Origin of the sequence: Vallicoccus soli (genome assembly GCF_003594885.1) — a bacterium.
Lineage (GTDB): Bacteria > Actinomycetota > Actinomycetes > Motilibacterales > Motilibacteraceae > Vallicoccus > Vallicoccus soli.
The window spans coordinates 23,539-49,102 of sequence record NZ_QZEZ01000012.1 but is presented as its reverse complement, the minus strand read 5'-3'; the positions used below and the strand labels follow the sequence as shown (position 1 = coordinate 49,102).

22 protein-coding genes and 1 riboswitch are annotated in these 25,564 nt (G+C 77.5%); of the genes, 14 read left to right on the top strand and 8 right to left on the bottom strand.

Annotated features, from left to right (window positions below; translation table 11 throughout):
* Positions 1-3: 3 nt before the first annotated feature.
* Positions 4-516 (bottom strand): mycothiol transferase, encoded by a 513-nt coding sequence (locus D5H78_RS18180; protein WP_119951917.1) that lies wholly within the window; start codon positions 514-516, stop codon positions 4-6.
* A 148-nt stretch (positions 517-664) separates the two neighbouring features.
* Between D5H78_RS18180 and D5H78_RS18175 the strand changes: the two genes are divergently transcribed.
* The 4 genes from D5H78_RS18175 to mctP all read left to right on the top strand — a co-directional run bounded on the left by D5H78_RS18175 (position 665) and on the right by mctP (position 4,285).
* On the top strand, positions 665-1,294 hold the full coding sequence (locus D5H78_RS18175) for a DUF47 domain-containing protein (protein ID WP_119951973.1): 630 nt from the start codon (positions 665-667) through the stop codon (positions 1,292-1,294).
* 2 nt (positions 1,295-1,296) lie between these two features.
* Complete coding sequence (locus tag D5H78_RS18170; protein WP_119951916.1) at positions 1,297-2,292, top strand: inorganic phosphate transporter; 996 nt, start codon at positions 1,297-1,299, stop codon at positions 2,290-2,292.
* A gap of 83 nt (positions 2,293-2,375) precedes the next feature.
* Positions 2,376-2,603, top strand: a complete 228-nt coding sequence (locus tag D5H78_RS18165) for a DUF3311 domain-containing protein (protein ID WP_218566791.1) — start codon at positions 2,376-2,378, stop codon at positions 2,601-2,603.
* Positions 2,604-2,656: 53 nt separating this feature from the next.
* Positions 2,657-4,285, top strand: a complete 1,629-nt coding sequence (gene mctP / locus D5H78_RS18160) for a monocarboxylate uptake permease MctP (RefSeq protein ID WP_119951972.1) — start codon at positions 2,657-2,659, stop codon at positions 4,283-4,285.
* A gap of 22 nt (positions 4,286-4,307) precedes the next feature.
* Here mctP and D5H78_RS18155 read toward each other — a convergent pair whose 3' ends face one another.
* Complete coding sequence (locus D5H78_RS18155; RefSeq protein WP_218566790.1) at positions 4,308-5,561, bottom strand: glycoside hydrolase family 3 N-terminal domain-containing protein; 1,254 nt, start codon at positions 5,559-5,561, stop codon at positions 4,308-4,310.
* A 62-nt stretch (positions 5,562-5,623) separates the two neighbouring features.
* Here D5H78_RS18155 and cobN point away from each other — a divergent pair, with 62 nt between their 5' ends.
* Positions 5,624-9,238, top strand: a complete 3,615-nt coding sequence (gene cobN / locus D5H78_RS18150) for a cobaltochelatase subunit CobN (protein WP_119951970.1) — start codon at positions 5,624-5,626, stop codon at positions 9,236-9,238.
* A gap of 259 nt (positions 9,239-9,497) precedes the next feature.
* Here cobN and D5H78_RS18145 read toward each other — a convergent pair whose 3' ends face one another.
* From D5H78_RS18145 to D5H78_RS18120, 6 genes are all read right to left on the bottom strand, one after another.
* A complete protein-coding gene (locus tag D5H78_RS18145; protein WP_119951914.1) occupies positions 9,498-10,571 on the bottom strand; it encodes a glycosyltransferase family 4 protein in 1,074 nt (357 codons plus the stop codon).
* Positions 10,568-11,242, bottom strand: a complete 675-nt coding sequence (locus D5H78_RS18140) for a haloacid dehalogenase type II (protein WP_119951913.1) — start codon at positions 11,240-11,242, stop codon at positions 10,568-10,570. Before D5H78_RS18140 ends, D5H78_RS18145 begins: the two co-directional genes overlap by 4 nt.
* Before the next feature lie 73 nt (positions 11,243-11,315).
* Entirely contained in the window at positions 11,316-11,987 is a 672-nt protein-coding gene (locus D5H78_RS18135) for a hypothetical protein (protein ID WP_119951912.1), read from the bottom strand.
* Positions 11,988-12,017: 30 nt separating this feature from the next.
* Positions 12,018-12,761, bottom strand: coding sequence for a SprT family zinc-dependent metalloprotease (locus D5H78_RS18130; RefSeq protein WP_119951911.1), 744 nt, complete (start codon positions 12,759-12,761; stop codon positions 12,018-12,020).
* 160 nt (positions 12,762-12,921) lie between these two features.
* Entirely contained in the window at positions 12,922-13,386 is a 465-nt protein-coding gene (locus D5H78_RS18125) for a GNAT family N-acetyltransferase (protein WP_119951910.1), read from the bottom strand.
* A 9-nt stretch (positions 13,387-13,395) separates the two neighbouring features.
* Entirely contained in the window at positions 13,396-14,889 is a 1,494-nt protein-coding gene (locus D5H78_RS18120) for an alpha,alpha-trehalose-phosphate synthase (UDP-forming) (protein WP_119951909.1), read from the bottom strand.
* 92 nt (positions 14,890-14,981) lie between these two features.
* On the opposite strand from D5H78_RS18120, the gene D5H78_RS18115 reads away from it, so the two are divergent.
* The 9 genes from D5H78_RS18115 to cbiE all read left to right on the top strand — a co-directional run bounded on the left by D5H78_RS18115 (position 14,982) and on the right by cbiE (position 25,525).
* Positions 14,982-15,638 carry an ABC transporter ATP-binding protein gene (locus D5H78_RS18115; RefSeq protein WP_119951969.1) on the top strand — a complete coding sequence of 219 codons (657 nt, stop codon included), beginning with the start codon at positions 14,982-14,984 and terminating at the stop codon, positions 15,636-15,638.
* Positions 15,635-17,281, top strand: a complete 1,647-nt coding sequence (locus D5H78_RS18110; protein ID WP_119951908.1) for a DUF6297 family protein — start codon at positions 15,635-15,637, stop codon at positions 17,279-17,281. The genes D5H78_RS18115 and D5H78_RS18110 overlap by 4 nt, the downstream gene beginning before the upstream one ends.
* 71 nt (positions 17,282-17,352) lie before the next feature.
* Positions 17,353-17,477: riboswitch (cobalamin riboswitch) on the top strand.
* A 125-nt stretch (positions 17,478-17,602) separates the two neighbouring features.
* Positions 17,603-19,645, top strand: a complete 2,043-nt coding sequence (locus D5H78_RS18105) for a magnesium chelatase subunit D family protein (protein WP_119951968.1) — start codon at positions 17,603-17,605, stop codon at positions 19,643-19,645.
* Positions 19,645-20,259: a cob(I)yrinic acid a,c-diamide adenosyltransferase gene (gene cobO / locus D5H78_RS18100; protein ID WP_119951907.1), complete on the top strand. Its 615-nt coding sequence runs from the start codon at positions 19,645-19,647 to the stop codon at positions 20,257-20,259. Before D5H78_RS18105 ends, cobO begins: the two co-directional genes overlap by 1 nt.
* Positions 20,256-21,644 (top strand): cobyrinic acid a,c-diamide synthase CobB, encoded by a 1,389-nt coding sequence (locus D5H78_RS18095; RefSeq protein WP_119951967.1) that lies wholly within the window; start codon positions 20,256-20,258, stop codon positions 21,642-21,644. The genes cobO and D5H78_RS18095 overlap by 4 nt, the downstream gene beginning before the upstream one ends.
* Positions 21,641-22,369: a precorrin-2 C(20)-methyltransferase gene (cobI, locus tag D5H78_RS18090; protein WP_119951906.1), complete on the top strand. Its 729-nt coding sequence runs from the start codon at positions 21,641-21,643 to the stop codon at positions 22,367-22,369. Before D5H78_RS18095 ends, cobI begins: the two co-directional genes overlap by 4 nt.
* On the top strand, positions 22,366-23,178 hold the full coding sequence (gene cobM, locus D5H78_RS18085; protein WP_119951905.1) for a precorrin-4 C(11)-methyltransferase: 813 nt from the start codon (positions 22,366-22,368) through the stop codon (positions 23,176-23,178). Before cobI ends, cobM begins: the two co-directional genes overlap by 4 nt.
* Positions 23,179-23,228: 50 nt before the next feature.
* Positions 23,229-24,326 carry a cobalt-precorrin-5B (C(1))-methyltransferase gene (locus tag D5H78_RS18080; protein ID WP_119951966.1) on the top strand — a complete coding sequence of 366 codons (1,098 nt, stop codon included), beginning with the start codon at positions 23,229-23,231 and terminating at the stop codon, positions 24,324-24,326.
* Positions 24,323-25,525, top strand: coding sequence for a precorrin-6y C5,15-methyltransferase (decarboxylating) subunit CbiE (gene cbiE, locus D5H78_RS18075; RefSeq protein ID WP_119951904.1), 1,203 nt, complete (start codon positions 24,323-24,325; stop codon positions 25,523-25,525). The genes D5H78_RS18080 and cbiE overlap by 4 nt, the downstream gene beginning before the upstream one ends.
* Positions 25,526-25,564 lie beyond the last annotated feature (39 nt).

Here is a 25,564-nt window from a genome sequence, read left to right as displayed (position 1 = left end):
TCCCTAGCCGTCCTCGCCGGTGCGCCCGTCGACGAGCTCGCGCACGACGTCGAGGTGGCCCGCGTGGCGCGCGTGCTCCTGCAGCAGGTGGAGCAGGACGCGCTCCAGCGCGGGCGGGTCGGCGCCCTCCCAGCGCCCGCTCGGCGCGCCGACCTCGTCGAGCGCGTGCCGCTCCACGACGGCGCGGGTGAGGCGGCCGCGCTCCTCGAGCAGCGCGAGCACGTCCGCGCCCGACAGGGCCTCGGGCACGTGCCACCGCCCGTCGCGCCGGTCGGCCCAGGGGTCCCCGACGTCGCGGCCCTCGAAGCCCCAGTCGAGCCAGCGCCGCTCCACGTGGACCAGGTGGTGCACGAGCTCCAGGGGGCTCCAGCCGGAGGGCAGCCGGCTCGTGCGGGCGTCCTCCTCCGGCAGGTCGGCGACCTTCTCGGCGAGGACCCCGCGGAAGTAGTCGAGGTAGCCGAGCAGGACCTGCGCCCGCGGGGCGGGCGGGCCGGTGGGGTCCGGGAACGGCGGCACGGGCCCATCCTGCCCCTCGCGGCGGGCGCGGCCCAGGGGCCGGGCGCCCGGTGGCGCGGGGGAGGACGGCGGCCGTACGCCAGGTGACGGACCGGTGGACGGGTGGTGGCGCGCCTGCGGGGTAGTGCGCCGCCCGGAGGTGGTGCACGTGGCGAGGCTCCTGGGGCGGTTCACCCCGCGGGACGACCGGTTCTACGACCTGTTCGCCCGCTCGGCGCAGACGCACGTGACCGGGGCGAGGCTGCTGTGCCGCCTCGTCGCGGCGGCGCCCGACGACCGGCCGGCGATCGCGCAGGAGATGCGCGCGGCGGAGCACGCCGGGGACGAGGTCACGCACGAGATCCTGCGGGCGGTGAACTCGACGTTCGTCACGCCGTTCGACCGCTCCGACATCTACGACCTGGCGAGCCGGCTCGACGACGTCATGGACCACATGGACGCAGCCGCCGACCTCGTCGTGCTCTACCGACCGCGCGAGCTGCCGCCGGAGGTGAGCCAGCAGGTCGACCTGCTGGAGCGGGCGGCGTACGTCACCGCGGAGGCGATGGGGCGGCTGCGCTCGCCGGGGGACCTCAGCGAGTACTGGATCGAGGTCAACCGCCTGGAGAACGAGGCCGACCAGTCGTACCGGCGTCTCATGGCCACCCTGTTCAGCGGCATGTACGACGCCATCGAGCTGCTCAAGCTCAAGGACGTCGTCGAGGAGCTGGAGGACTGCGCCGACGCGTTCGAGCGCGTGGCCCACACGGTGGAGTCGATCGCCGTCAAGGAGTCGTGACGGTGGAGCTCGTCATCGTCGTCTGCGTGGTCGTCGTCGCGCTGGGGTTCGACTACACCAACGGCTTCCACGACGCCGCGAACGCCATCGCCACCTCGGTGTCCACCCGGGCGCTCACGCCGGGCGCCGCGCTGCTCATGGCCGCGGTGATGAACTTCGTGGGGGCGTTCCTGGGGCAGGGGGTCGCGCGCACCATCGGCGAGATCCTCGACATCGAGGTCGGGGTCCCCGGCATGGTCGTGGTGATGGCCGCGCTGCTCGGGGCCATCACCTGGAACCTCGTCACCTGGTGGTTCGGCCTGCCGTCGTCCTCGTCCCACGCGCTCATCGGCGGGCTCGTGGGGGCCGGCCTGGCCTCGTCGACGGACGTGAGCTGGGCGCACGTCGTGGACAAGGTCGTCGTGCCGATGGTGGTGTCGCCTCTGGTCGGCTTCGGGATCGCGTTCGCCCTCATGCTCGGCATCCTCTGGCTGTTCCGCCGCGCCAACCCGCACCGCACCAACCGGCGCTTCCGCTACGCGCAGACCGTGAGCGCGGCGGCGATGGCGCTGGGGCACGGGCTGCAGGACGCGCAGAAGACGATGGGCGTCATCGTCCTGGCGCTCGTGGCGGGCGGCTACCAGACCAGCACCGACCACATCCCGGTCTGGGTGGTGCTCGCGGCGGCGGCGGCGATCAGCCTGGGCACGTACGCCGGCGGCTGGCGGATCATGCGCACCCTCGGCCGGCGGATCATCGAGCTCGACCCGGCACGGGGGTTCGCCGCCGAGTCCACTGCCGCGGGCGTGCTCTACACGACGGCCTTCGTCTTCGAGGCGCCGGTCTCGACGACGCACACCATCACCTCGGCGATCATGGGCGCCGGTGCGACGCGGCGGCTCTCGGCGGTCCGCTGGGGGGTGGCGCGGACCATCGTGGCGGCCTGGTTCCTCACGATCCCGATGGCCGCGCTCGTCGGCGCGCTGGCGTACGGGGTGGTGCACCCGCTGCTCGAGTGAGGCGGCGCGGCGCGGCGGTACGGCTCGTCACCGGCAGTAGCGTGCTGCGGCACCGACCGGACGCCCGACCGATGGAGGTCGCCGTGGCTGCCCCCGACCCGACGCCGCCGCGCCGGCGGTCCGACACGCACCCGCTGAACTGGCTGCTCGTCGTCCCGTGCGCGCTCGTCCTCGTCCCGCCGCTCTACAACCGGGTCGACCCGGAGCTGGCGGGGATCCCGTTCTTCTACTGGTGGCAGATGCTCGCCATCCCGGTCGGCGTCGCGTGCACCGTCGTCGTCTACCGGGCGCACCGCGGGGACCGGCGGTGACCCCGCTGCTGGCCGCGGAGGCGGTCGACCCGGGCGGGATCGACGCGGGCGAGATGACCGTCTTCCTGGCGCTCTTCCTCCTCGTCACCGTCATGGGGTTCCTGGCCTCGCGGTGGCGGCGCGCCGCCACGATGGAGCACCTCGACGAGTGGGGGCTCGGCGGGCGCAGCTTCGGCGGCTGGATCACCTGGTTCCTCGTCGGCGGCGACCTCTACACCGCGTACACCTTCGTCGCGGTCCCCGCGCTCGTCTTCGGCGCCGGGGCCGCCGGGTTCTTCGCGGTGCCGTACACGATCGTCGTGTACCCGATCGTCTTCCTCGTCCTCATCCGGCTCTGGTCGGTGAGCCACGTCCACGGGTACGTCACGCCGGCCGACTTCGTGCGCGCCCGCTCCGGCTCGCCGACCCTCGCGCTGGCGGTCGCCGTGACCGGGATCGTGGCGACGATGCCGTACATCGCCCTGCAGCTCGTCGGCATCGAGGCGGTGCTGAAGACGATGGGCATCGAGGGCGAGCTGCCGATCGTCCTGGCGTTCGCGGTGCTCGCGGCCTACACGTACAACAGCGGGCTGCGCGCCCCGGCGCTCATCGCCTTCGTCAAGGACTCGCTCATCTACGTCGTCATCCTCGTCGCGGTGCTCTACATCCCCTCGCAGGTCGGCGGGTGGGACGGCATCTTCGCGGCCGCGGAGGAGAAGTTCGCGGCCAGCCCCAACCCCGGCGACGGCGTCGTCCTCGGCGGCCCGGCGCAGCTGCAGTACGCCACCCTCGCGCTCGGCTCGGCGCTCGCGCTGTTCCTCTACCCGCACTCGCTGACCGGCGTCCTCGCCGCCCGCAGCCGCGACACCATCAAGCGCAACATGGCCGCGCTGCCCGCGTACACCTTCCTGCTCGGCCTCCTGGCCCTGCTCGGCTACATGGCGATCGCTGCGGGCGTGACGCCGCTGACGTCCGGCGAGCTCGTCGGGGTCGACGGCACGCCGGTCGGCCCGCGCGCGGACTCCAACACGGTGGTGCCGCTGCTCTTCGAGCAGATGTTCCCGGACTGGTTCGCGGGCTTCGCCTTCGCCGCGGTGGCGATCGGCGCGCTCGTCCCCGCGGCGATCATGTCCATCGCGGCGGCGAACCTGTGGACCCGCAACGTCTACAAGGAGTACCTCAACAAGGACGCCACGCCGGCGCAGGAGGCCCGCTCCAGCAAGCTCGCCTCGCTCGTGGTCAAGCTCGGCGCGCTGCTCGCGATCCTCGCCCTCGACCCGCAGTTCTCCATCGACCTGCAGCTCATCGGCGGCGTCATCATCCTGCAGACCCTGCCCGCGGTCGGGATCGCCCTGTGCACCGCGTGGTTCCGCCCGCAGGCGCTCCTCGCGGGGTGGGCCGCCGGGCTCGTTGCGGGGGCCTGGATGCTGTGGACGGTCCCGCAGACGGCGTTCACCCCGGACGGGCCGGTCGTCGTGCGCGAGCACTTCGGCGGCTCGGCGTTCCGGCTCGACGAGCTCGGCCTCGGCACGGACGCCCAGGTGTACGCGGGCTTCCTCGCCGTGCTGCTCAACGTCGTCGTCGCCGTCCTCGTCAACCTCGCGCTGCGCGGGCGGGCCGTCGACGACGCCACCGCCGAGGCGGACTACCACGCCGACGCCGGCGACCCCCGCGTCCGCGACCTGCCGGAGGCCGCGGGCTGAGCCGCGGGCGCCGGGGGTGGGGTCAGCAGCCGGGCAGCAGCCCCGCACGGCGCTTGGCCTCGAGCACGTGCCGCACGGCCTCGTCGAGGCGGGCGCGGAACGCGGTGTCCTCGGCGGCCCGGTCGCGCAGCGCCCGCACCATCGGCCCGGCGTCGGACGGGACGACGGTCAGCACGAGGTCGCCGCCCGCGGCGACGAAGCGGGTGGCGCGCTCACCGGGTGGCACGGCGGCGACGGCCTCGGCCTGCCCGAGGTCGTCGCTGACGACGAGGCCGCCGTACCCGAGCCGCTCCCGCAGCAGCCCCGTGACGACCTCGGGCGAGAAGGCCGCGACGTCGTCGGGGTCCAGCCGCGGGTACGTCGCCGAGCTCACCATGACCGCCGCGGCGCCGGCGGCGATGCCGTCGCGGAACGGCCCGAGGTACGGGTCCCCGGCGTCCGTCACGCCGTCCTCGGCGCCGGTGCCCGTGTCGGTGTTGACCTCGACCCGGCCGAGCCCGGGGAAGTGCTTGAGCGTCGCGAGCACGCCGGCGCCCTGCAGCCCCTCGACGAACGCGGCCACCGAGCGGCCGACGCGCTCCGGGTCGTCGCCGTACTGCCGGTCGAACGCGCCGATCGGCGGGTTGTCGTCCGCGTCCTCCTCGGCCACGGTGTCGGCGACGGGGGCCAGGTCGAGGTCGACTCCCGCGCGGGCCAGGTCCTCGCCCCACGAGCGGGCCTCGCGGCGCAGCTCGCCGGGGGACCAGCCGCCCTGCTCGAGCGCGGTGGGCGCGTCGGGGGCGTCGGGCCCGCGCAGCGTCTCGACGAGCCCGCCCTCCTGGTCGGCGGCCACGAGCAGCGGCACCTCGGCCGCGCCCCGCAGCGCGTCGACCCCGGCGCGCACCTCGGCCAGCCGCTCCCGGTTGCGCCCGAACAGGAACACCCCGCCCGGCTGCCGCTGCGCCACGAGGTCCGCCCCGTCCGCCGGGTCCTCCGCCGGCACGCCGAGCAGCAGCAGCTGCGCCGCCCGGTCGCGGGGGGAGAGCCCGGTCAGGACGGCGTCGACGCAGTCGCCGGCGGTGGGGGTGGCGGTGGGCGTGGACGTCGGGCTCGTGGTCGGGCTCGTGGTCGGGCTCGTGGTCGGGCTCGTGGTCGCTGTCGCGGGCGGCGCCGGGGCGGGGGCGGGGGCGGGCGCAGCCCGGTCCCCGCCGCCGCACCCGGCCAGCAGCCCCGCCACCACCACCCCCGCCGCGACCATGCGCTCGTGGTGCCGCCGGTGCCCGCTCGTCGGTGCCATCGCTGCCCACCGTGCCACACGGGCCTAGCATCGGGCCGGTGACGACCGCCGTGCCCGTGCTCCTGTCCACCGCCGACACCGAGCTGCTCGCCGCCCGCTCGAGCGGCGCGGGCTGGCGCACCGCGAACCCCTCCCGCACGTCCCCCGAGGAGGTCGCGGCGCTGCTCGGCGGGGCGAGCGCGGTCGTCGTACGGCTCCTCGGCGGCCGCCGCACCTGGGAGGCCGGCCTCGACGCGGTGCTGGCGAGCGGCGTCCCGGCCGTCGTGCTCGGCGGCGAGGCCGCCCCCGACGCCGAGCTCATGGCGCTCTCGACGGTGCCCGCGGGCGTGGCGACCGAGGTGCTCGCGTACCTGCGCGAGGGCGGCGTCGACAACCTCCGCGAGCTCGCCGCCTTCCTCTCGGACACGCTGCTGCTCACCGGGGAGGGCTTCGCCCCGCCGCGGGAGATGCCGCTGCACGGGGTCCTCGGCGACCGGGTGCAGGCGCCCGACCGGCCGACCGTCGGCGTGGTGCTCTACCGGGCGCACGCGCTGAGCGGCAACACCGCGTTCGTCGAGGCGCTGTGCGACGCGGTCGAGGCGCAGGGTGCCAACGCCCTGCCGGTCTTCTGCGCGTCGCTGCGCGAGGTGGGGCCCGACCTGCTCGGGCTCCTCGGCCGCGCGGACGCGCTCGTGACGACGGTGCTCGCGGCGGGCGGCACCCGCGCGGCCGACGCGAGCGCGGGTGGCGACGACGAGGCGTGGGACGCGGGCGCGCTGCGGGCGCTCGACGTGCCGGTCGTGCAGGGGCTGTGCCTCACCACGTCCCGCGCCCAGTGGGAGGCGTCCGACGCGGCGCTCTCGCCGATGGACGCCGCCATGCAGGTCGCGGTGCCGGAGTTCGACGGGCGCATCGTCGGGGTGCCGTTCTCGTTCAAGGAGTCCGGGCCCGACGGGGTGCCGGTCTACGTCGCCGACCCCGAGCGCGCCGCGCGGGTGGCGGGGATCGCGGTGCGCCAGGCGCGGCTGCGCGGCACGCCGGCCGCGGGCAAGAAGCTGGGGCTGGTCCTCTCCTCGTACCCGACCAAGCACGCGCGCGTCGGCAACGCCGTCGGCCTCGACACCCCGGCCTCGGCGGTCGCGCTGCTGCGCGCGCTGCGCGGCGCGGGCTACCGCGTCGACGGGTTCCCCGAGGACGGCGACGAGCTCGTGCACCGGCTCATCGCCGCCGGCGGGCACGACGTGGAGTGGCTGACGGAGGAGCAGCTCGCCGCCAACCCCGTGAGGGTGCCCCTCAGGCAGTACGAGGAGTGGTTCGCCGCCCTGCCCGCGCCGCTGCGCGAGGCCGTCGTCGCGGCGTGGGGCGAGCCGCCCGGCTCGCTCTACGTGGACGGCGACGACATCGTCCTCGCCGCGCAGGTGTACGGCGACGTGGTCCTGCTCGTGCAACCGCCCCGGGGCTTCGGCGAGAACCCGGTCGCGATCTACCACGACCCCGACCTGCCGCCGTCGCACCACTACCTCGCGGCGTACCGGTGGCTCGACGCCTCCTTCGGCGCCGACGCGGTGGTGCACCTCGGCAAGCACGGCACGCTGGAGTGGCTGCCGGGCAAGGGCCTCGGGCTGTCCGCGGAGTGCGCGCCCGACGCGGTGCTGGGCGACCTGCCGCTGGTCTACCCGTTCATCGTCAACGACCCGGGCGAGGGCACGCAGGCCAAGCGCCGCGGGCACGCCGTCGTCGTCGACCACCTCGTCCCGCCGATGGCCCGGGCGGACTCGTACGGCGACATGGCCCGCCTCGAGCAGCTCCTCGACGAGTACGCCACCGTCCAGGCGCTCGACCCGGACAAGGTGCCCACGCTGCGGGCGCAGATCTGGACGCTCATCCAGGCCGCCCAGCTGCACCACGACCTCCACCAGGAGGAGATGCCCGGCGAGGACGAGTTCGACGACTTCGTCCTGCACGTCGACGGCTACCTGTGCGAGGTCAAGGACGTCCTCATCCGCGACGGGCTGCACGTGCTCGGCGCGGCCCCGCAGGACGAGGCGCAGGACAACCTCGTGCTGTCGGTGCTGCGGTCCTCCCAGGTCTGGGGCGGCCGCCACGGCGCGCTGCCCGGCATCAGGACAGCGCTTGCCGAGCACCACGGCCTCTCCGAGGCCGACCTGCTCGCGGAGCCGGGCGCCCTCGTGGCCGTGCCCGACGCGCTGCGGCACGGCGACGAGGACGCCGGGCGGGTCCGCGCGTCCGCCGCCGTCGACCGCCTCGACGACCAGGCGCTCGAGCTGGTGGCGCTGCTGCGCCACGACCGCGACCCCGAGGCCGTGGTGCGCAAGGTGCTGGGGGCGGACGTCCCGGCGGTGGAGGCGGTGCTGCGGTTCGCCGTCGAGGAGCTCGTGCCGCGGCTGGACCGCACGACCGACGAGGTCGCCAACGTGCTGCGCGCCCTCGAGGGCCGCTTCGTCGAGGCGGGGCCGTCGGGCTCGCCCACGCGCGGCCTGGTCAACGTGCTGCCGACGGGCCGCAACTTCTACTCGGTCGACCCGAAGGCGATCCCGTCGCGCAACGCCTGGGACGTCGGCGTCGCGCTGGCCGACTCGCTCGTCGCCCGGCACCTCGCCGACACCGGCGAGCACCCGCGCTCGGTCGGCCTCACCGTCTGGGGCACGTCCGCGATGCGCACGCAGGGCGACGACATCGCCGAGGTGCTGGCGCTGCTCGGCTGCCGCCCGACGTGGGACGACGCCTCGCGGCGCGTCACCGGCTTCGAGGTCGTGCCCCTCGCCGAGCTCGGCCGGCCGCGCATCGACGTGACCGTGCGGATCTCGGGCTTCTTCCGCGACGCCTTCCCGCACGTCGTCGCGCTCATCGACGACGCGGTGCGCGCCGTGGCCGAGCTCGACGAGGCGCCGGAGGACAACTACCTCAAGGCGCACGCCGACGAGGACAGCGCCGCGCACGGCGACCGCCGCCGCGCCACGTCCCGCATCTTCGGCTCCAAGCCCGGGGCGTACGGCGCCGGGCTCCTCCCGCTCGTCGACGCCCGCAACTGGCGCACCGACGCCGACCTCGCCGAGGTGTACGCGGTCTGGGGCGGCTACGCCTACGGCCGTGGGCTCGACGGGCGCGAGGCGCGCTCCGACATGGAGAGCGCGTTCCGCCGCATCTCGGTGGCCGCGAAGAACCAGGACACCCGCGAGCACGACATCGTCGACTCCGACGACTACTTCCAGTACCACGGCGGCATGGTCGCCACGGTGCGCCACCTCACCGGCCGCTCGCCCGCCGCGTACGTCGGCGACTCCGCGGTGCCCTCGGCGGTGCGGACCCGCACGCTGGGGGAGGAGACGCACCGGGTCTTCCGCGCGCGCGTGGTCAACCCCAAGTGGGTGTCGGCCATGCAGCGCCACGGGTACAAGGGCGCCTTCGAGATGGCCGCCACCGTCGACTACCTCTTCGGCTACGACGCCACCGCCGGCGTCGTCGACGACTGGATGTACGAGCAGCTCGCCCGGTCGTACGTCCTCGACGAGCAGGTCGGCGAGTTCATGCGCCGCTCCAACCCCTGGGCGCTGCGCGGCATCGCCGAGCGCCTCCTGGAGGCCGCCGACCGCGGGCTCTGGGCGGAGCCCGACGCCGCGACCCTCGAGGCGCTGCAGCAGGTCTACCTCGAGCTGGAGGGCGACCTCGAGGGCTGACCCCGCCCCACCGGCGCCACCCTGCACCTCCCCGGCCGCGATCATGCAGCCCCCCGGCCGCGATCATCCAGGACCCCGACCGTGATCATGCAGCTCCCCGGCCGTGATCACGCACGACCCCGGCGGCGATCATGCAGCTCCCCGCCCGTGGACGTGCACGACCCCGGCGGCGAGCATGCAGCTGCACGGGCGCGAGCCTGCGGCCGCGCGGCCGGGACACGCAGCCCCGGGGCGGCGCGCCGCCCAGGAGCGCCCCCGGTCAGGCCCGCGGCCGGGGCGGGCGGAGCCGCGGGGCCCGGGGCCGGTCGACGACCTCCGCCCACAGGTCGGCGTACGCCCGCGCCATGGCCTGCGCGGTGTAGAGCGAGCGGGCGCGCTCCCGCGCGGCGGCCCCGAGCCGGTCGCGCAGCCCGCGGTCGTCGCGCAGGGCGGTGAGGGCGCCGGCGAGCCCCGCGGCGTCGTCGGGGCGTACGAGGAGCCCGGCCCGCCCGCCGTCGAGCGCCTCCTCGGCGCCGCCGACGCTCGACGCGATGCAGGGCAGTCCCGCGGACATCGCCTCCACGAGCGAGAGCGAGAAGCCCTCGGTGCGCGAGGGCAGCACGAAGGCGTCGAGACCGCCGAGGGCCTCCTCGCGGTCGTCGGTCCAGGGCGCCCAGCGCACGCGGTCGGCCACGCCGAGCCGCCCGGCCAGGGCGGCCAGGTCCGACCCCGCGCCGCCGCTGCCGTGCACCACGAGCCGCACCCCCGGCACGTCGGCGAGCGCGTGCAGCGCGACGTCGAAGCCCTTCATCGGGTCGAGGCGGCCGAGCGAGCCGACGACGAGGTCCGCGTCGGCGGGCCGTACCGGGACGTCGACGGGCGGCACCCCGTTGGGCACCGAGCGCACGCTGCCGCGACCGAGCGCGTAGAAGTCCTCGATGCGGCGGGCGCTGACCCGGCCCACGGCGACCGCGGCGTCCGCGCGCAGCGTCAGGGCGCGCGTGCGCCACAGCTCGTGCGCCGCGGTCGTGCGCAGCGGCAGCTGGTCGACGGTGACGACGCGGGCCGCGGGCAGCGCGAGCGCCGCGGCGACCGCGGTGGCCGAGGACCAGGGGACGTAGCGGTTGACGTGCACCACGTCCGGCCCGAGCCGGCGCAGCCCCGCCGCGGTCGCCGCCGGCCCGGCGCCGAGCACGACGGGCTCCGCGCGCCCCCCGGCGAGCCGCTCCACCGTCCCGCGGTGCACGCCGGCGACGACGAGGTCGAGGCCGGCCGGCGCGGCGCCCACGAGGTTGGCGACGCTGATCTCGGCCCCGCCGACACCCGTGGCGTCGGTCCACAGCACGACCCTCACGCGAGCTGCCCCGCGAGGTCGAGGAGGTCGCGGGCGACGAGGTCCGGCAGCGTCGCGTGCGAGGGGTACGGCGTCCCGGCGCGGTCGAGCCAGGCGGTCCGCAGGCCGGCCCGGGCCGCGCCGTCGACGTCCCAGGGGTGCACGGCGACGAGGAGCAGGTCCTGCGGTGCGAGGCGCGTCGCGCGCGCCGCGTGCTCGTACGCGCGCCGGTCCGGCTTCCACGCCCCGGCGTCCTCGACGCTGAGCAGGAGGTCGACGTGCGGGCGGGCGGCGCCCCGGCGCAGCAGCGCGTCCGTCGTCGCGACCGCGCCGTTCGTCAGCGTCACCACGCGCAGCCCGGCGGCCGCCAGCGCCTGCAGGCCCTCGGGGACGTCGGCGCGCACCGGCAGCGTGCCCAGCGCGTCGAGGACCCGCTGCCCGGCGCCGTCGAGGTCCTCGACCCCCGCCGCCGCCAGGAGCGGGCGCAGCGCGCCCGCGGCCACCTCGACGAAGGGCCTCGGAGCGCCCGCCAGCGAGAGCCCGAAGCCGTCCCGCAGGACCGACGCGAACCACAGCGGCGCCAGGTGCGCCGGCGCGCCCTCCTCCTCGAACGCGGGGCCGAGCGGCGCGAGGTCGGACAGCGTCTCGTTGACGTCGAGGACGACGGCGCGCGGCCGGGTGGCGAGGGGCACGGGACCTCCGGTGGGGGAGCGGGCTGCGGCAGTCTGCTCCCCGGGAGCGGGCGCGGCCACACGCGGCCCCGCCTCACCCCCGACCCGGCTCCTGCTCCCGCCCCGCCTGCTGCGGCTGCAGGAAGTACGCGCCAAGGGCCGCCGCCAGCGTCGCGAAGACGGCCACCGAGTAGACCGCGAGGACCACCTCGAGCACCTGGGCGAAGCCGTCGTCCGCCGCGAGCTCCGCCCCGGTGACGGTGGCGAGCGCCGCGTCGTGCAGGGCCGGGCCGTAGTCGTCGTACGAGCCGAGGACGAGCAGCAGCTGGCTGGACGCCAGCACGACGACGACGGTGACCACGGCGAGCCACCCCACCCGGCTCGACAGCAGCCGACCCGCCGACCGCGAGCCGCGCACCGCCGCCGAGAGCACGCTGCCCACCCGCGCGGCGCGCAGCAGCGTCAGCGCCCGGGCGAAGCGCAGGAAGGGGACCGCGAGGAAGACCACCTGCCACCAGTTGCGCGACCAGAAGCGCCGCTGGTCCCGGGCGAGGTACGCGCGCAGCGCGAGCTCGGCCACGAACACCGACCACAGCAGCCAGCCGACCACGGTGAGCGCGCGCACGACCCGGGGGTCCTCGGCGAGCGACTGGCCGAGCACCACGAGCACGAACACCACGCCGAGCGCGCCCATCGGCTTGTCGAGCCGCGCGGCGACCGCCTCGGCGGTCGAGGCGTCGCGGGGCAGGGCGCTGCTGCGGCTCACCCCCGCCGACTACCCGCCGCCGGGGCCCGGCTAGCCCCCCGTGCGCAGCGGGGTGAGCAGCGCGGGCGGGACCGTGAGCAGGCCCTGCGCGGTGCGGACCCGGTAGCGCGAGCGCCCGCGCGACTCGACGACCCCGACCTGCCCGGCGAAGCGGCCGGTCCCCCCGAGCCGTACCCGCGTGCCCGGGGCGACCGGCGGCGCCAGCAGCGCCTGCACCGCCGGCTGGCCGGGCCCTCCGCCCAGCACGGCGTCGAGCTCGAGCTGCTCGCGGGCGGCGGGGTGCCGCGGGGCGAGCGTGACGAGGTCCGCGACGTAGCGGGGGTGCATGCGCACGGCGACCCCGCGCCACGTCCAGGACAGCAGCGCGGTGCGCGACCCGCAGCGCCCGCAGCCGACGACGCGCTCCGGGCGCCGGTGCCGCGTGGCCTCGTGCCCGTGCGCGCAGCGGCCGACGAAGTCGCCGGCGACGACCGGCGCGTCCTCCGGCAGGCAGCGCTCGCCCGTGGAGCCGAGGGCCCGCGCCCGCGCCCGCCACACCGCGTCGTGCCCGTGCTCGGGGCCGACGAGCGCGTGGGCCAGCTCGTGCAGCACGGTCTCGCGCACCTCCGCGGGCCCGTGCAGCTCCGTGAGGTGCCGGCTCAGGCTGATGAGCCGCCGCCCGTGGTGGCAGGCGCCAGCACGGCGCCGCGCTCCGTCGAGCCCGACCTCCCAGTCGTGCAGCCCGTGCGAGTCCAGCAGCTCGCGGGCCGTCCCCAGCGCGGCGCGCAGGTCCACGTACGTCCCCCTCGTCTCGTCGTGAGGCCCGCGACGCTAGGCGCCGGCGCCGACAGGGAGCGCGCCGGACGAGGCGTACGGGTGCCTCACGAGGCCAGGGAGCCTCGCGAGGCACCCGTACGGGTGCTCCGCGTGGTCGACAGGGCCGGCAGCGCGCCGCTCAGAGGTCCTTCGCGAAGCACAGCGAGGACTCGTGGCAGGCGTAGTAGCCGAAGCGGGGGATCGGCGCGTAGCCGCTGGTCCCGTAGAGCCGCAGCGCCTCGGGCTGCTGGTCGCCGGTCTCGAGGCGCAGGCGGGTGAGGCCGGCGGCGCGGGCCGCGTCCTCGAGCGCCGCGAGGACGATGCGGGACAGGCCCCTGCCGCGGTGGGCCGCGACGACGTACATCCGCTTGATCTCGCCGAGGCCCGGCTCGACGATGCGCCAGCCGCCGCAGCCGACGGGCTCGTCGCCGTCCCAGGCGACGAGGAACGTGCCCCGCGGGGGCGCGAACTCGGCGGGGTCGACGGGGGTCTCGTCGGGGCCGCCGTAGCGGACGACGAACTCCTGCTGGAGCTCGGCGACGAGGCGGGCCGCGACCGGGTCGTCGTAGCGCGCCGGGCGCAGGTCGAGGACGGGCGTGGGCACGGTCCCAGGCTACGCGGGCGCCGCCGCGGCCCCGTCCCCCGCCGTCGCGGCGTCCCCGCCCTCGCCGGGGGCCCCCGCGTCGTCGCGGGCGCCGCCCGCCGCGTCGAGCGCGCCGAGGAAGTCCGAGGCCCACCGCGACACGTCGTGCTCGCGCACCCGCTTGCGCATGGTCCGCATCCGCCGGCGCTGCTCGCGCTCGCCCGACTCGACCGCGCGCACGATCGTGTCCTTGACGCCCTGGATGTCGTGGGGGTTGATGAGGAACGCCCCGCCGAGCTCGTCGGCGGCGCCGGTGAACTCGCTGAGGACCAGCGCGCCGGTCTCGTCGTGCCGGCAGGCCACGAACTCCTTGGCCACGAGGTTCATGCCGTCGCGCAGGGAGGTGACGAGCATGACGTCCGCGGCGAGGTAGAGCGCGGCCATCTCCTCCTTCGGGTACGAGTGGTGCAGGTAGTGCACGGGCTGGTGGCCGAGCTCGCCGTGGTCGCCGTTGATGCGCCCCACGGTCGCCTCGACCTCGTCGCGCAGCGCCTGGTACTGCTCCACCCGCTCGCGGCTCGGGCTCGCCACCTGCACGAGCACGGTGTCGTGCACGTCGAGGCGGCCGTCGTCGAGGAGCTCGCCGAAGGCCTTGAGCCGGTGGAGGATCCCCTTGGTGTAGTCGAGCCGGTCGACGCCGAGGAGCAGGTGCCGCGGGTCGCCGAGGGCCTCGCGGATCTCCTTCGCGCGGGCCTGCACGTCGTCCCGGCGGGCGAGGTCGCCGAAGCCCGGCGTGTCGATGGAGATGGGGAACGCCCGCGCAGTGACCGTCCGGTCCCCGGCCCGCACCGTCGAGCCCGAGGTGCGCAGGCCGGCGGCCCGCCGGCACGCCCGCAGGAAGTTGGCCGCGTCGGCGCCGCGCTGGAAGCCCAGCAGGTCCGCCCCGAGCAGCCCCTCCACGACCTGCCGCCGCCACGGCAGCTGGGCGAAGATCTCGTACCCGGGGAACGGGATGTGGTCGAAGAAGCCGATGCGCAGGTCCGGCCGGATCTCCCGCAGCATCCCGGGCACGAGCTGCAGCTGGTAGTCGTGCACCCACACCGTGGCGCCCTGCGACGCCTGGCGGGCGGCGGCCTCGGCGAAGCGCCGGTTCACCTGCACGTAGACGTCCCACCAGCGGCGGTGGAACACCGGCGGCGCGATGACGTCGTGGTAGAGCGGCCACAGCGTGGCGTTGCTGAACCCCTCGTAGTACTCCGCGACCTCGCCCTCCGAGAGCGGGACGCCCACGAGGTGCATGTCGTGCTCGTCGAACGGCTCCGGGGCGTCGCCCGGCGCGCCCGACCAGCCGACCCACGCGCCGTCGGTGCGGCGCATGAACGGCTCGAGCGCGGCGACCAGCCCGCCGGGGCTGCTGCGCCAGGACACGGAGCCGTCGGGCTCCTCCACGCGGTCGACCGGCAGGCGGTTCGAGACCACGACGACGTCGTACTCGCCGGGCTCGGGTCGGTCGGGGTCGCTCACGTCGTACCAGCTCCTGGCTCGGGGGGCGGGGCCGATCCTGGCACAGCCCTCCTGGCGCCCCGCGGGCTAACGTGCCCAGGGTGCTGCTGGAGATGCGCGGGGCGAGCCGCTCGTACGGCCCCCGCACCGCCCTGCACCCCGTCGACCTGCGGCTCGGGGACGGCGAGTGCGTCGCCCTCATGGGCGACAACGGCTCGGGCAAGTCCACGCTGCTGCGCCTGGCCACCGGGCGCGACGCCCCCACGGCGGGGGAGGTCCTGCTCGACGGCGCGCCGGTGGACGAGGACGACCCCGTCGTGCGGGCGCGGGTCGCGGTCGTCGCCGACGCGCCCGCCTTCTGGCCCGACCTCACGGTCCGCGAGCACCTCGAGCTCGTCGCGGCGGCGCACGGGGTCGGGGAGGACGCCGCGGCCTGGGTCGACTGGGCGCTGGAGGACCGCCGGGTCGCCGACCACGCCGACGCCCGGCCGGCGCACCTGTCCTCCGGGCAGGTGCAGGCCGTGCTGCTGGCCGCCGCGCTCGTGCGGCCCCGCGACCTGCTCGTGCTCGACGAGCCCGAGCAGCGCCTCGACCCCGGCGCGCGCGAGCGGCTCGGGGACCGCGTCCGGGCCGAGGCGGCGGGGGGCGTGGGCGTGCTCCTGGCCACGCACCACGCCGAGCTGGCCCGCGCCGTCGCCGACCGCGTCCTGGTCCTCGCCGACGGCCGGGTCGTGGCCGACGGCCCGCCGCACGCGGTGCTGCCCGGGTGAGCGCACGCCCGGACGACGACGTCCTGCCCGGCCGCGACGACCCGTGGTGGGACGAGGTCACGCAGGACGCCCTGGCCCGGCTGGCCGTGCTGCGCCGCGCCGGGCTGCGGCGCCGGCGGCGCGAGACGGCGTACGTCCTCTACGTCGTCCTGCTCTTCGGGCTCTTCTACGCCGTGCCGTACGCCTCCGCCGCCGTGCGGGTGTCCGACGGCCCGCGCGAGCCGTGGGCCTCGTGGCTCGCCGCCGGCGCCCCCGCCGGCGCGACGGCCCTGGCCCTGGGCGCCCTCGTCCTCGCCGCGGCCGACGGGCGCTGGCGCGGGCCCGTGCTGCTCGACGCGGCGTCGGCCCACTGGCTGCTCCCGACCGCGGTGCGCCGCGGCGCGCTCCTGCGCCCCCGCTGGCGCCTGGCGGTGGCCCTGTACGCCGCCCTGGGCGCCGCGCTCGCCGCGGCCGCGGCCTTCGTGCTGCGCGTGGTCTGCGTGGGGGCGCTCGGCTGGACCCTGCTGCCCGCGGCCGGCGCCGGTGCGGCGCTGGGCGCGCTGGCCGCCGCCGCCGGCCTCGCCGCGCAGCGCGACCGGGTGCCGCCCGCGGCGCTGCGGCTGCGCTGGGTCGCCGTCGCCCTGGGCGGCCTCGCCGCGGCGACGGCCGCCGGCTCCGTGCCCGGGCCCGTCGGCGCCGTGCTGCTGTGGTCGGGGCCCTGGGGGTGGGCCGCGCAGCCGCTCGTGCTCAGCGCCGGGGCGGGGGTCCCCGGCTGGCCGCTGGGCCTCGCGCTGCTCGCGGCCGCCGCGGCGGCAGCGGCCGTCCTCGGGGACCGGGCCGCCGGGGGCGTGCCGTCGGCGGCCCTGCGCCGGCGGGCCCGCGCGGTCGACGACGTCGTCGCCGCCGCGACGGTGCTCGACCTGCGCCTGGCGCGCCAGCTCACGCGCACCGCGGACGGGGTGCCGGCCCGCCGGCTGCCGGCGCCGCCGCGGCGCGCCCGGCTCGCGGTCGCGTGGCGGACCCTCGTCGGCTGGCGCCGCGACCCGGCGCGCCCGGCCTGGGCGGCCGTGCTGCTCGCGACGGCCCTGGGCCTCGTCGAGGTCTCCTCCGCCGCGACGGGCGCCGCGCGCGCCGTCCTGCTGCTGGGGGCGCTGCTCGCCGGCTACGGCGCCGCCGCGCAGCTCGTGGAGGGCGCGCGCCTGGAGGCCGACGACACCACCCGCTCCCGCGTGCTGCCGCTGCGGTTCCGGACCCTCGTGCTGCGCCACGGCGAGGTGCCCGCCCTCGCGCTCACCGCCGGCGGCGCCCTGGCCGCCGGGGTCCTCACGGCCCTGGGCGGCGCCGCCCAGGGCGCCTGGCTGCTCGTCCTCGGCCTGCCCGCGCTCGTCCTCGCGGCGCTCGTCTCCGCCTGCCGCGGGCCGGTGCCCCCGCACCTCTTCCTGGGGCCGGACACCGGCGCGGGCAGCGTCGGGCCGCTGCGCGTCCTGGCCTGGACGTGGCGCGCCCCGCTCGCGGCGCTGGCCGGGCTCGCGCCGGTCCTGCTGGTCCCGCAGCTGGTCGCGGCCCCGGTACCGGTGCCGGCGGTGCTCGGGTGGGCCGCCGCCGTGACGGCGGCGCTCGGCTGGTGGGCGCGCCAGCAGGCCGGGGCCCACCACCGCGCGTGAGGCGCCGCGCCGCTGCTTTGACCGGTGCTCGCCCAGGGCGCAGGATGGCCCCTGCACTGCGACGGCAGTGGAGGAAGCCGGTGCGAGTCCGGCGCGGTCCCGCCACTGTCACCGGGGAGCCCGACCCCGCGCACGGCCACTGCCGCACCGCGGCGGGAAGGCCGGGGGAGGGCGCCGATCCGGGAGCCAGGAGACTCCCGCCGTCGCGCCGACCTGCTCCGGGCGCGGACCCGGGGGAAGGACCCGCATGACCTGCGCACGCCCGCCCGCGGCCACCACCCGGCCCGCCCCGTGACGTACCCGTTCTCCGCCGTCGTCGGCATGGACGACCTGCGCCTCGCCCTCGTCCTCAACGCGGTGTCGCCCGCGGTGGGAGGGGTGCTCGTGCGGGGCGAGAAGGGCACGGCCAAGTCGACGACCGTGCGCGCGCTCGCCGCCGTCCTGCCGCCCGTCGCCGTCGTCGAGGGCTGCCGCTTCTCCTGCGACCCCGCCGCGCCCGACCCGGCCTGCCCCGACGGCCCGCACCCGGCCGGCGCGCCCGCCGCCACCCGCCCGGCCCGGCTCGTCGAGCTGCCCGTCGGCGCCAGCGAGGACCGCCTCGTCGGCTCCCTCGACCTCGAGCGGGCCCTCGGCGAGGGCGTCGCGGCGTACGAGCCCGGCCTGCTCGCCGCCGCCCACCGCGGCGTCCTCTACGTCGACGAGGTCAACCTCCTGCAGGACCATCTCGTCGACCTGCTGCTCGACGCAGCGGCCCTCGGGACCTCGTACGTCGAGCGCGAGGGCGTCTCGGTCCGCCACGCCGCGCGCTTCCTCCTCGTCGGCACCATGAACCCGGAGGAGGGCGAGCTGCGCCCGCAGCTGCTCGACCGGTTCGGCCTCACGGTCGAGGTCGCGGCGCCGCGCGAGACCGGCCTGCGCGCCGAGGTGGTGCGCCGCCGCCTCGCCCACGACGACGACCCCGCCGCGTTCACCGGGCGGTTCGCCGAGGAGGAGCGCGCGCTCGCCGGGCGCATCGCCGAGGCGCGGCGCCGGCTGCCCGGGGTCCTCCTGTCCGACGCCGCGCTGCGCCAGGTCGCGGCCGTGTGCGCCTCCTTCGACGTGGACGGGCTGCGCGCGGACCTCGTCACCGCCCGCGCCGCCCTGGCGCACGCCGCCTGGCGCGGCGGGGTCGAGGTGACGGCGGAGGACGTACGGGTCGCCGCCCGGCTCGCCCTGCCGCACCGGCGCCGCCGCAACCCGTTCGACGCCCCCGGGCTCGACGAGGACCAGCTCGAGCAGGCGCTCGCCGACGGGGCGCCCGAGGACGGCCCGGAGGACCCGACCGACCCCGACGGCGGCCCCGACGGCGGCCCCGACGGCGGCCCCGACGGCGGTCCCGACGGCGGCGGTCCCGGTCCCGAGGGCCCCGGTCCCGAGGGCGGCGTCCCCGAGGCGGGCGTCCCCGAGGCCGGCGGCCCGGCGGGCGCGCAGAGCGCCCCGCCCCCCGGCGGCGACCACGCCCCCCGCCGCGAGCCGGTCACGGCGCAGGCGGGGGAGGCGTACCGCGTCCGCCGGCTCGAGGCCCGCGGCCTGGGCAGCGGGCCCGCCGGGCGCCGCTCGCGCGCGCTCGGCGACACCGGCGCGCTGGTGGGCAGCCGGCGCCCGCGGGGCCGGGCCCGCGGCATCCACCTGCCCGCGACGGTGCTGGCCGCGGCCCCGCACCAGCGCGCCCGCGGGCGGGCCGACGGCGGCCGGCTGCGGCTGCGCGGCGAGGACCTGCGCGAGGCCCGGCGGGTCGGGCGCGAGGGCAACCTCGTGCTCTTCGTCGTCGACGCCAGCGGCTCGATGGCCGCCCGCTCGCGCATGACCGCGGTCAAGGGCGCGGTGCTGAGCCTGCTGCTCGACGCGTACCAGCGGCGCGACAAGGTGGGGCTGGTGACGTTCCGCGGGGACGGGGCCGAGGTGGCGCTGCCGCCGACCTCGTCGGTGGACGCGGCCGCGGCCCGCCTCGGCGCCCTGCCGACCGGCGGTCGCACCCCGGTGGCGGCGGGCCTGCTGCGCGCCCACGAGGTGCTGCGGGTCGAGCGGCTGCGCGACCCGCGCCGGCGCCCCCTGCTCGTGCTGGTCACCGACGGGCGCGCGACGAGCGGCGGGGTGCCGGCCGCCCACCGCGCCGCCGGGCTGCTCGCCGCGACCGGCACGAGCGCGGTCGTCGTCGACTGCGAGTCCGGCCCGGTCCGCCTCGGCATGGCCGGCGACCTCGCGGCGGTGCTGGAGGCGGACCTCGTACGCCTCGAGGAGCTCGGCGCCGACGCCCTCGCCGCCACCGTCCGCGCGACCACGACGAGGCCGACGGGCCCGACGACCCCGAGGAGGGCCGCCTGATGCCGCAGGGCCAGCCGAGCACCGTCCCCGACGACGGCCTCACGACCCGCCAGCGGCGCAACCGCCCGCTCGTGGTCGTCCACACCGGCGAGATGAAGGGCAAGTCGACCGCCGCCTTCGGCCTCGCGCTGCGCGCGTGGAACCAGGGCTGGCCGGTCGGGGTGTTCCAGTTCGTCAAGAGCGCCAAGTGGAAGGTCGGCGAGGAGTCCGCGCTGCGGGCGCTGGGGCGCGTGCACGAGCAGACCGGCGAGGGCGCCCCGGTCACCTGGCACAAGATGGGCGAGGGCTGGTCCTGGATCCAGCGCCCGGGCACCGAGTCCGACCACGCCGCGGACGCCCGCGAGGGCTGGGAGCAGGTCAAGCGCGACCTCGCCGCGCAGACCTACCGGTTCTACGTGCTCGACGAGTTCACCTACCCGATGAAGTGGGGCTGGGTCGACGTCGACGACGTCGTCGCCACCCTCGCCTCCCGTCCCGGGCAGCAGCACGTCGTCATCACCGGCCGCGGCGCGGACCCGCGGCTCGTGGACGCCGCGGACCTCGTGGTCGAGATGACGAAGGTCAAGCACCCGATGGACGCGGGCCAGAAGGGCCAGCGGGGGATCGAGTGGTGAGCCTGCCCCGCGTCGTCGTCGCCGCGCCCGCGAGCGGGCACGGCAAGACGAGCGTGGCCACCGGCCTGCTGCGCGCCCTCGCGCAGCGGGGGCTGGCGGTGTCGCCGCACAAGGTCGGCCCCGACTACATCGACCCCGGCTACCACGCGCTCGCCGCGGGCCGGCCCGGGCGCAACCTCGACCCGTGGCTCGTGGGGGAGGAGCGCATCGCGCCGCTGCTCCTGCACGGGGCCGCCGGCGCGGACGTCGCGGTCGTCGAGGGCGTCATGGGCCTGCACGACGGCGCCGCCGGCCACGGGGCCTTCGCCTCGACGGCGCACGTCGCCGGGCTGCTGCGCGCCCCCGTCCTGCTCGTCGTCGACGCCGCGGCGCAGGGCCGCAGCGTCGCAGCCCTGGTGCACGGCTTCACCACGTACGACACCTCGGTGCGCGTGGGCGGCGTCGTCCTCAACCGGGTGGGGTCGGACCGGCACGAGCGGATCCTGCGCGAGGCGCTCGAGGACACCGGCGTGCCGGTGCTCGGCGTCCTGCGCCGGCACGACGCCCTCGCCACCCCGTCGCGCCACCTCGGGCTCGTCCCGGCCGCCGAGCGCTCGGCCGAGGCCCTGGCGACCGTGCGGGCCCTCGGCGAGGTCGTCGCCGCGTCGCTCGACCTCGACGCCGTGCTCGCCCTCGCCCGCTCCGCCCCCGACCTGCCCGGGCCCGCCTGGGACCCGTACGACGCCCTCGCCGCCGCACCGTCCGCGCACGATGACCGCGAGGACCTCGGCCGTGCTCGTGCGGAGCCGGTGGTCGCGGTGGCGGCCGGCCCGGCCTTCACGTTCTCGTACGCCGAGACCGCCGAGCTGCTGCACGCCGCCGGCGCCCGCGTCGTCACGGTCGACCCGCTGGCCGACGAGCGGCTGCCAGAGGGCGCGGCGGGCCTGGTCATCGGCGGCGGCTTCCCCGAGGTCTACGGGCAAGCGCTGTCCGACAACGCCGGGCTCCGGGCCGACGTCGCGCGGCTGGCCGCCTCCGGGGCGCCGGTCGCCGCCGAGTGCGCCGGCCTGCTCTACCTCGCCGACGACCTCGACGGCCTGCCGATGTGCGGCGTCCTCGGCACCAGCGCGCGGATGACCCCGCGCCTCACCCTGGGCTACCGCGAGGCGGTGGCCGGCGTGCCGAGCGTGCTGGCCGACGTCGGCACCCGGGTCCGTGGCCACGAGTTCCACCGCACCGCCGTCGACCCGGCGAGCCCCGAGCCCGCCTGGGCCTGGCGCGGCGGCACCGACGGCTTCGTGCGGGGCGGCGTCCACGCCTCGTACCTCCACCTGCACTGGGCCGGCCGGCCCGAGATGGCGGCCCGCTTCGTCGCGGCCGCGGCCCGCACGGCGGTGCCGGCATGAGCACCCTCGTCGGGGTGGGCACCGGCCCGGGCGACCCCGAGCTCGTGACCGTGAGGGCCGTCCGCGTCCTGCGGGAGGCGGACCTCGTCGTCGTCCCGGTCATGGGCGACGACGTCACCGGCCGCGCCGAGGCGACGGTCCGCGCGCACGTCGACCACGACCGCGTGCAGCGCTGCGTCTTCGCCCTCGACGACCGGGGCGGGGTGACGCCGCGGCGCGCGGCCGCGTGGGACGCGGCGGCCGACACGGTGGCACGCGCTTTCCACGACGGCGCCCGGACCGTCGCGTTCGCCACGATCGGCGACCCCAACGTCTACTCGACGTTCGCCTACCTCGCGGCGTCGGTGCGCGGGCGGGTCGAGGACCTCGTCGTCGAGACGGTCCCCGGCATCACGGCGATGCAGGACCTCGCGGCGCGCAGCGGCACCGTGCTCTGCGAGGGCACCGAGTCGCTCGCGCTCATGCCCATCACGGCGGGCGTCGGCGCCTTCGAGGAGGCGCTGCGGCGCTTCGACACCGTGGTGGCGTACAAGGGCGGCCGGCACCTGCCGGAGCTGCTCGAGGTGCTGCGACGCACCGGGAGGCTCGACGGCGCAGTGCACGGCGCGGCGCTCGGGCTGCCCGAGGAGGACGTGCGGCCGGCGGCGGAGGTGGACGGCCCCGCGCCGTACCTCTCCACCCTGGTCGTCCCGGCACGGCGCACGACGAGGGGCGGGAAGCTGTGAGCACCACCAGGGGCAAGGTCACCTTCGTGGGGGCGGGCCCCGGCGCGGCCGACCTGCTGACCTTCCGCGCCGCGCGCGCGATCGCCGAGGCCGACGTCGTGGTCTGGGCGGCGAGCCTGGTCCACGAGGACGTCCTGCAGCACGTGCGCGAGGGCGCCGAGGTCGTCGACTCCGCGCAGCTGCCGATGGAGGGCGTGCTGCCGCTCTACGAGCGCGCGGCCGCGGAGGGCCTGCGCGTGGCCCGCATCCACTCCGGCGACCCGGCGCTGTGGGGCGCCGTGCAGGAGCAGCTCGACCGGTGCCGCGACCTGGGCCTGGACACCGAGGTCGTCCCCGGGGTGTCCGCCTTCTCCGCCGTCGCGGCGATCGCCCAGCGCGAGCTCACGATCCCCGAGGTCGCCCAGTCGGTCATCCTCACCCGCCTCGGCGGCGGCAAGACCCCGATGCCGCCCGGCGAGGAGGTCCGCGAGCTCGCCCGCCACGGCACCACGATGGCGCTGTTCCTGTCGGCGGCGCGGTCCGGCCAGCTGCAGGAGGAGCTGCTCGAGGGCGGCTACGCCGAGGACACGCCCGTCGTCGTGGCGTACCAGGCGACCTGGCCGGACGAGCTCGTCGTCACCTGCACCGTCGGGACGCTCGAGGAGACGGTCAAGGCGCACCGGCTCTGGAAGCACACGCTCTTCCTCGTCGGCCCCGCGCTCGGCGCGGGCGGCACCCGCAGCCACCTCTACCACCCGGGGCACTTCCACGGCTTCCGCAAGGCGGACCGGGAGGCGCGCCGCCGGCTCCGGGCCGAGGGCGCCACGTGAGCGGGCCCCCCGAGCTGCCGCCGATCCGCGAGCCCGACCTCCCGCGCACCATGAAGGTGCGCCCCCGGGCGCTGCGCACCGGCTGGACCACCGGCACCTGCGCGTCCGCCGCGGCCAAGGCCGCCGCCACCGCACTGCGCGACCAGGAGCCCCAGGAGGTCGTCGAGGTCGCGCTCCCGAGCGGGCGGCGGGTCACCTTCGCGGTGGACTCCTGCACGTACGACCCCCGCCGCGCCACCGCCGTCGTCGTCAAGGACGCGGGCGACGACCCCGACGTCACCGACGGCGCCCACCTCACGGCCACCGTGACCCGCGGCGCCGGCGACGGCGTGGAGCTCGACGGCGGCGTCGGGGTCGGCGTGGTCACCAAGCCCGGGCTCGGGCTGGAGGTCGGCGGCCCGGCCATCAACGAGGTGCCGCGCCGGATGATCGTGCAGGCCGTGCGCGAGGCGCTGCCCGAGGGCGGGCTCCGGGTCGTCGTCTCGGTGCCCGAGGGCGAGGTCATGGCCCGGCGCACCACCAACGCCCGGCTCGGCATCCTCGGCGGCATCTCCGTGCTCGGCACGACCGGCGTCGTCCGCCCCTTCTCCACCGCGTCCTGGCGCGCGTCCGTCGAGCAGGCCGTGTCGGTCATGGGCGCCCAGGGCGTCGGCACCGTCGTGCTCTGCACCGGCGGGCGCACCGAGAAGGGCGCCATGGCGCTGCTGCCGCACCTGCCCGAGGTGTCCTTCGTCGAGGTGGGCGACTTCACCGGGGCGGCCCTGCGGCGCGCCCGCGAGGTCGGGGTCGGCGAGGTCGTGTTCGTCGGCATGGCCGGCAAGCTCGCGAAGCTCGCGGCGGGCGTCCTCATGACCCACTACACGCGCAGCAAGGTCGACCTCGGCCTGCTCGGCGACGTCACCCGCGCCGCCGGCGGCGACGCGGCGCTGGCGGCCGAGGTGGCGGCGGCGAACACCGGGCGGCACGCGTACGAGATCTGGGAGCGCGCCGGCCTGCTGCGCGCGGCCGGCGACGAGCTGTGCCGGCGGGTGCAGGAGGTCCTCGTGCGCGCCGCGGAGGGCGAGGTGGCGGCCGAGGTCGCGATGGTCGACTTCACCGGCCGTCGCGTGGTCGGCGCGACCCGCGCGGACTGGGCGGGCGCCGCGTGATCACCGTCGTCGGCCTCGACGGGGGCGCGCTGGCGCCCGCCGCCGCGCAGGCGCTCGCCGGCGCCGCGCTCGTCGTCGGCGGGCGCCGCCACCTCGAGGCCGTGGGGCCGGTCGCCGGGCGCACCGTCGCGATGGGCGACCTCGCGGGCGCGCTCGACGCGGTCGACGCCGAGGCCGCCGCCGGGGGCGACGTCGTGGTCCTCGCCTCCGGCGACCCCGGCTGGTTCGGCGTGCTGCGCGCCCTGCGCGCGCGGGGCCACGCGCCGGCGGTGCTGCCCGCGGTCTCGTCGGTGGCGCTCGCCTTCGCCCGCGCCGGGGTCCCCTGGGACGACGCCGTCGTCGTGAGCGCCCACGGGCGCGACCCGCGCACCGCGGTCAACGCCTGCCTGGCCGCCCGCACGGTCGCCGTGCTCACGGCGCCGGGGGCCGGCCCGGCCCTGCTCGGCGCCGCCCTGCGGGGCAGCGGCCGCTCGCTCGTCGTCGCGGAGGGCCTCGGCGGCCCGTACGAGCGCGTCACCCGCTGCACGCCCGAGGAGGCCGCGGCGCGCGACGACTGGCGCGAGCCCAACGTCGTGCTCTCCCTCGCGCCGCGGCGCACCGGCCGCCCCGGCCCCGTCGTCCTCGCCGGGCCGCCGACCGCGCCCGACGGCTGGGCGCTGCCCGAGGACGCGTACGAGCACCGCGGCGCGATGGTCACCAAGGCGGAGGTCCGCGCGCTGGCCCTGGCCCGGCTGGCCCCCCGGCTCGGGACCATGGTCTGGGACGTCGGGGCCGGCAGCGGCTCCGTGGGCGTGGAGTGCGCCCGCTTCGGCGCGGCCGTCGTCGCCGTCGAGCGCGACGCCGAGCAGTGCGCCCGCACCGCCCGCAACGCGGCGGCCCACGACGTGGACGTGCGCGTGGTGCACGGCGAGGCGCCGGAGGCGCTGGCCGGGCTGCCGGCCCCCGACGCGGTGTTCGTCGGCGGCGGGGGGCCGGAGGTGGTGGCGGCCTGCGCCGCCGCCGGCCCGCGCCGCGTCGTCGTGACCCTCGCCACGCTGGAGCGGCTCGCGCCGACGCGCGGGGCGCTGCTGGCGGGCGGGTTCTCGGTGGAGGGTGCGATGCTGCACAGCAGTCGCCTGGAGCCCCTCCCCGGCGCCGGTGGAGCATCCCGCCTCGCCGCCCTCAACCCCGTCCTCGTGCTCTGGGGAGCCCGCCCATGACGACCCGCCCGACCCGCCCGAGCGCCCCTGCGCCGGAGG

What these genes read in the sequence shown, in the direction of transcription:
- mctP (WP_119951972.1), top strand. Translation starts at nt 2,657, where the DNA reads ATGACCGTCTTCCTGGCGCTCTTCCTCCTCGTCACCGTCATGGGGTTC.
- D5H78_RS18155 (WP_218566790.1), bottom strand. Translation starts at nt 5,561, where the DNA reads ATGGCACCGACGAGCGGGCACCGGCGGCACCACGAGCGCATGGTCGCG.
- D5H78_RS18115 (WP_119951969.1), top strand. Translation starts at nt 14,982, where the DNA reads ATGCGCGGGGCGAGCCGCTCGTACGGCCCCCGCACCGCCCTGCACCCC.
- D5H78_RS18105 (WP_119951968.1), top strand. Translation starts at nt 17,603, where the DNA reads ATGGACGACCTGCGCCTCGCCCTCGTCCTCAACGCGGTGTCGCCCGCG.
- cobO (WP_119951907.1), top strand. Translation starts at nt 19,645, where the DNA reads ATGCCGCAGGGCCAGCCGAGCACCGTCCCCGACGACGGCCTCACGACC.
- cobI (WP_119951906.1), top strand. Translation starts at nt 21,641, where the DNA reads ATGAGCACCCTCGTCGGGGTGGGCACCGGCCCGGGCGACCCCGAGCTC.
- D5H78_RS18080 (WP_119951966.1), top strand. Translation starts at nt 23,229, where the DNA reads ATGAAGGTGCGCCCCCGGGCGCTGCGCACCGGCTGGACCACCGGCACC.